The sequence below is a fragment of the Aeromicrobium sp. REDSEA-S32_B7 genome (genome assembly GCF_001626145.1).
Classification (GTDB): Bacteria; Actinomycetota; Actinomycetes; order Propionibacteriales; family Nocardioidaceae; genus Aeromicrobium; species Aeromicrobium erythreum.
In genome coordinates, this window is record NZ_LUNF01000026.1 from 1 (window position 1) to 5648 (window position 5648).

Below are 5648 nucleotides of genomic sequence, written 5' to 3' on the forward strand. Positions count from 1 at the left end.
CGTCGTCCAGCACGGGGGTGCCGTCGGAGGCGACCTGGTGGCGCAGCGGGGCGGTGACGAGGTTGAGGACCGCTGGCACGCTCACCCGCGTGCTGCGCCCGCTGGCGACCTTGGTGATGCCGCTGCTGACCCGGGCCACCGACCACGACTCGATCCACGTCGAGAGCGGGGTGCCGCCCACCGACAGCGTGCTCGGGTCGGGCAGGGCGGTGTCGCCGGCCGCGGGGAAGGTGCCGGTGCCGACGTTGCTGTAGCCCGAGCCGTTCCAGTACTGCAGGCGCAGGTCGAAGGACGCGGTGGCGGTCAGCGTGGTGCCGTCCACCTCGCAACGGGCGGCAGCGCCGGCGAGCTTGACCTTGACCAGCGGGTCGCCGCCAGAGCCGCGCGGGAGCACGGCGATCTCCGCCGTGCGGGCGGTCGAGCACGCCTGGGCGCCCGTCGCCGTCGTACGTGCCCAGCCGCCGCCGGCGATGCGCAGGCCGTTGCCGCTGTCGGTGACGGTGCAGCCCGACCCGATGCCGAACCCGAAGTCGGCGCTGCGCAGGCGGAGGAGCGGGTTGGACAGCCCGAGGCCGGGGCGGAAGAGGGCGCCCGTCCCGGCGCCCATCCGCAGCGCGTAGCCCTCGCCGGTGGAGTCGGGTGCCGCCTCCTCGGTGACGCTCTCGGCGAACTGACGGTTGGCGGGGTCGACGAGCTTGCTGGTGAGCGCGACCGTGCCGGTGATCGTCGCACCCGCCCTCTCCAGGTTGCGACGGACGCCCGCGACCTGCTCGGCGTCGGCACCCGGCAGGGTCAGCAGCACGACGGACCGGTCGTCGAGGGTGCCTTCGATGAGGCCGGTCGACGTGCGCGCCGCGTACCCGTTCTCGAACGACACGAGCGCGGAGTCGCCACCGGACGACGAGCCCTCCTCGCGGTCGGGGGCGAAGCGGCCGTCGAGCGCGCCGGCGCCGAGCGCGACGCCCGCGGCCAGGGCCAGCAGGACGGCGGCGATCGAGACGAGGTGGTACCGGAAGGTGATCATCTACAGCAGTCCTTCGAGCCAGGTGCGGAGGTCGGCCAGGCGCTCGCCGAGCACGGCGTACCAGTCGGCGCCCGTGGGGGTCGTGCCCACGGCGGCGACGACGGCCAGGACGCCCGCGAGCAGGATGAGCAGCACGGGCCACGCGGGCATCGTGCGGCGGGTGAAGTGGGCCACGGCGTGCGCGTCGACGAGCGTCGCCGACGTCCGCAGCCGCGTGACGAAGGAGCTCGCGACGTCGGCCGTGCCTCGTTCGAGGAACTCGACGAGACCGCGCGGCGCCCCGACCTCGACGACGACCGGCGCGTCGTTCGCGTCGGCCAGCAGGATCGCGAGGTCGGCTGCCGAGCCCGTCGCCTGGAACACGGTCACGTCGACGTGCGCGCGCTCGAAGCGCTCCGCGCCGTCGGTGCGTCCCGACGGGCTCACGACGACCACGTCGGCGCCGCTGCGCAGGGCACGGTCGGAGAGGTCCTGGAGATGGCCGATCACGACGTCGGGCTTGATGCGGGTCTCGAGCAGGGCGTCGGCGCCGGCGGCCACACCGACGACGACCGCGCCGGAGTCGCGGATCCAGCGACGGATCGCCTTGAGGTCGTGCTCCCACTGGTAGGCGCGCGAGACGACGACCACGGGCCGACCCCGCAGCTTGGCGTCGAGGCGCGGGACCCGTGCGCCCTCCAGCAGCAGGGCGCGCTCGCGCTCGAGGTGGTCCGACGCGTTCGCCGTGAGCGAGCCCAGCTTCGTCGCGAGCTCTCGCTCCGCGGCGCCGAGCCGCTCGGAGCGGGTCGCGTCGTCGACCATCTGGCCCTGCGCGACGAGCACCTCGTTCTTGAAGATCTTGCCGTCGGCGATGCGCACGGTGTCGCCGCTGCGCAGCCGGGTCCAGATGCCCGCACCGACGTGGTCGACGAGCGCGATGCCGGCGTCGGCCAGCACCTGCGGACCGGAGTTGGGGTAGCGACCGGTCGAGGACTCCGCCGCGTTCAGCACCGCCCGGACCTTGCGCTGCACCAGGGCGTCGGCTTGGGCGCGGTCGAGGTCGGGCAGGTCGACGACGGCGATGTCGCCCGCGCGGAGCGACTTGGCGGCACCGTCACCGGCGCGGGCGAAGCGCACGACCCCGACGATGTCGTCGGTCGTGTCGTCGGTGGATCGGGTGCGTCGAGACATCGTCGTCCATCGTGGCACGCGCACCCCGGCCCTCCTGGCAGGTCGGGTCGGCGCGTCCCGGCGCGTCGGCCGGGCCGGCTCAGAGACGTCCGGCCAGCTCCAGCAGCTCGCGCGCGTGCGCCTGCGCGGCCTCGGACTCGTCCTGGCCGGCGAGCATGCGCGCCAGCTCGTCGACGCGCGCCTGGCCGTCGAGCCGCACGACGCTGCTGCTCGTGACGTTGCCGTCGTCGTCCTTCATGACGTGGAAGTGGTGGTGCGCGAAGGCTGCCACCTGGGGCAGGTGCGTCACCGCCAGCACCTGCGGGCCCTCGGCCAGCCGGGCGAGCCGGCGGCCCACCTCGACCGCAGCGCGTCCGCCGATGCCCGCGTCGACCTCGTCGAACACGAGCGTCGGCACGGTGCCCTGGTCGGCCAGGACCACCTCGAGCGCCAGCATGAGGCGCGACAGCTCACCGCCGCTCGCCCCCTTCGCCAGCGGGCGTGGCGCGGAGCCGTTGTTCGCGGCGAACAGCAGCTCGACGTCGTCGATGCCGTGGGCCGCGGGAACGGCGTCCTCGGGCACGCTGACGGCGACCTCGAGCCGCGCCGACGGCATGGCCAGCTGGGTGAGCTCCTCCCCCACCAGGTCCGCGAGCCGGGCACCGGCCTCCCGGCGCACCTCGCTCATGCGGTGCGCAAGGTCCAGCACCTGGGGCTCGAGTGCCTCGACCTCCGCCTCGAGGTCGGCGATGGCCTGGTCGTCGTGGTCGAGCTCCCCAGCCTCGGCGGCGGCCTTCTCCTGCCAGGCCAGCACGTCGGCGAGGGAGGGGCCGTACTTGCGCTGGAGGGCCGCGAGGGCCGCACGACGTTCCTGCACCGCGGCCAGCCGGGCGGGGTCGACCTCGACGCCGTGCGCGTAGGCGCTCAGGTCGGCGGCGACCTCGTCGAGCAGGATGCCGACCTCGCGCAGCCGCTGCGCCATGTCGTCGAGCTCGGGGTCGTGCCCGGCGACGTCCTGCAGGGCCGCCGAGCCGGAGGCGACGACGTCGCGCGCGGCGGCGCCATGGTCGCCGGCGAGACCCTCGTGCGCCGTCAACGCGGCCTGCACCAGCGCCTCGGCGTGGGCGAGCCGTCCCTCCTCGGTGACGAGCTCCTCGTCCTCGCCCTCCCGCGGCTCCACGTCGGCGATCTCCGCGAGTCCGTGCTGGAGGAGGTCGAGCTGGCGGGCCCGTTCCTGCCCGTGTTGGCGCAGCTCCTCCAGGCGCGCCCGCGCGGAGCGCAGTCGTGCGTACCGCGGGGCGTACTCCTCGGCGAGCGCGGCGAGCGCGTCCCCCGCGAAGGCGTCGAGCGCCGAGCGCTGGGCAGACCCGCGCAGGAGCCGGTGCTGGTCGGACTGTCCGTGCACCGCCACGAGGGCGTCGGTCACGTCGGAGAGCACCGCGGCCGGCACGGTCGCGCCGCCCGCGACAGCACGCGAGCGGCCCTGCGCCGACAGCACCCGGCCCAGCACGACGACGTCGTCGTCGACCGTGCCGCCGGCGTCCTCGACCGCGCGCACGACCGGAGACCCACCCGGCACCTCGACGCTCGCCTCGACCCGTGCTTGACGCTCGCCGTGCCGCACCAGGCCCGCGTCGGCACGCCCGCCACGCAGCAGACCGAGTGCTGTCACGACCATCGTCTTGCCCGCACCGGTCTCACCGGTGATGACGGTGAAGCCCGCGTCGAGCTCGAGCTCGGCGGACTCGATGACGCCCAGCGAGCTGAGTCGCAGGTGCTGCCACATCAGACGTCCTCGACCCGTCGCCCGAGGCGACGCTGCTCCGCCGCGCCGCGCCAGCCGGCGACGGGCAGGTCGAACTTGCGGACGAGGCGGTCGGCGAAGGGCGCCTCGTGCAGCCGCGCGAGCCTGGCCGGCGTGTCCGAGCGTCGGACCTCCACCCGGGCACCCTGCGGGAGGTCGGCTGCGCGACGCCCGTCGCACCAGAGCACGCCCGCCGTCATCTCCCCCATGACCTCGATCGCGAGCGTCGAGTTCGGCGAGACGACCAGCGGCCGCGCGAAGAGGGCGTGCGCGCTGATCGGGACCAGCAGGAGGGCCTCGACCTCCGGCCACACGATCGGCCCGCCGGCGCTGAAGTTGTAGGCGGTCGAGCCGGCAGGCGTCGCGAGCAAAACGCCGTCGGCGATCAGCTCCAGCTCGAGCATGCGCTCGCGCGAGGCCTTCTCGACCGTGGCCTCGTTGAGCGCCCAGTTCGTCGCGACGACCTCGTCCCCGACGCTGACCGTCACTTCGATCGTCAGCCGCTCCTCGACCCGGTAGGTGCGGTCCACGACGCCCTGCACGACGGCCTGCAGGTCGTCGACGTCGGCCTCGGCCAGGAACCCGACGTGCCCCAGGTTCACGCCGAGCACCGGCGTCTGGGTGCCGCGGCAGATCTCGGTGGCGCGCAGGATGGTGCCGTCGCCGCCGAGCACCACCGCGAGCTCGCAGCCGTGTGCCGCGCCCTCCTGGGCGGGGATCACGCCGACCTCGCCGATCCCGGCCGCCACGAGGTCGTCGCGGTCGGACTCGAGCACGCAGACGCCGATGTCGGCACTGCGCAGATCGGTGGCCAGGCGCGCCGCGAGCGACGTCGCCTCCGCGCGCGCGGTGTGCACGATGAGCAGGACGCGGCGCTCGCTCATGCGTCGTCCCCGTCCGCCGTCGCGAGCGGTCCACGGGCGACGACGTCGGCGACGGCCGACCGGTCGGGCACCGAGGGCTCGGGGTCGCGCCGCAGCCAGCAGAAGTACTCGACGTTCCCCGCAGGTCCGGGCAGCGGGCTGGCCGCCAGCCCATGGGTGCCCCACCCCTGCTCGAGCCCGCTCTCGCAGACGCGCAGCACGGCGTCGGCGTGCAGGTCGGGGTCGCGCACGACCCCGTTCTTGCCGAGGTTGCCGCGGCCCACCTCGAACTGGGGCTTGATCATCAGCACGATGTCGCCCTCCTCCTGGCAGACGGCGGTCAACGCGGGCATCACCACGGTAAGGGAGATGAACGACAGATCGGAGACGACCGCGTCGACGGCGCCGCCGACGTCCTCGCGGGTCAGGCTGCGCACGTTCGTGCGGTCGTGCACCTGGACGCGCGGGTCGTCGCGCAGCCGCCAGACGAGCTGGCCGTAGCCGACGTCGACCGCCACGACCTCGCGCACGTCGCGGCGCAGCAGCACGTCGGTGAACCCGCCGGTGGAGGCACCGGCGTCGAGGACGCGCCGACCCTGCAGCTGCAGTCCCTGCGGCTCGAAGACCTCGAGAGCCCCGAGCAGCTTGTGCGCGCCGCGGGAGGCCCATCCGGGGTCGTCGTCCTCCCGGACGACGACGGCCTGGTCGGTTCCTACCTGCGTGGCCGCCTTCGCCGCCCGCTGGCCGCCGACCAGCACCTTGCCGTCCGCGATGAGCTGACCGGCGTGGTCGCGGGAGCGCGCGAGCC

The 5648-nt window shown here is 74.5% G+C and carries 5 protein-coding genes; all 5 read right to left on the reverse strand.

Translation table 11 applies throughout. The features are described 5' to 3' along the window. On the reverse strand, positions 1–1024 hold a 1024-nt coding region (locus A6Q79_RS01680; RefSeq protein WP_317695686.1), incomplete at its 3' end, for a copper transporter. Continuing rightward, entirely contained in the window at positions 1025–2194 is a 1170-nt protein-coding gene (gene steA / locus A6Q79_RS01685; RefSeq protein ID WP_067859135.1) for a putative cytokinetic ring protein SteA, read from the reverse strand. 79 nt (positions 2195–2273) lie between these two features. Then, positions 2274–3959: a DNA repair protein RecN gene (gene recN / locus A6Q79_RS01690; protein ID WP_286689375.1), complete on the reverse strand. Its 1686-nt coding sequence runs from the start codon at positions 3957–3959 to the stop codon at positions 2274–2276. Further along, entirely contained in the window at positions 3959–4861 is a 903-nt protein-coding gene (locus A6Q79_RS01695; protein WP_317695695.1) for an NAD kinase, read from the reverse strand. The genes recN and A6Q79_RS01695 overlap by 1 nt, the downstream gene beginning before the upstream one ends. After that, on the reverse strand, positions 4858–5648 hold a 791-nt coding region (locus tag A6Q79_RS01700), incomplete at its 5' end, for a TlyA family RNA methyltransferase (RefSeq protein ID WP_317695698.1). The genes A6Q79_RS01695 and A6Q79_RS01700, both read right to left, overlap by 4 nt.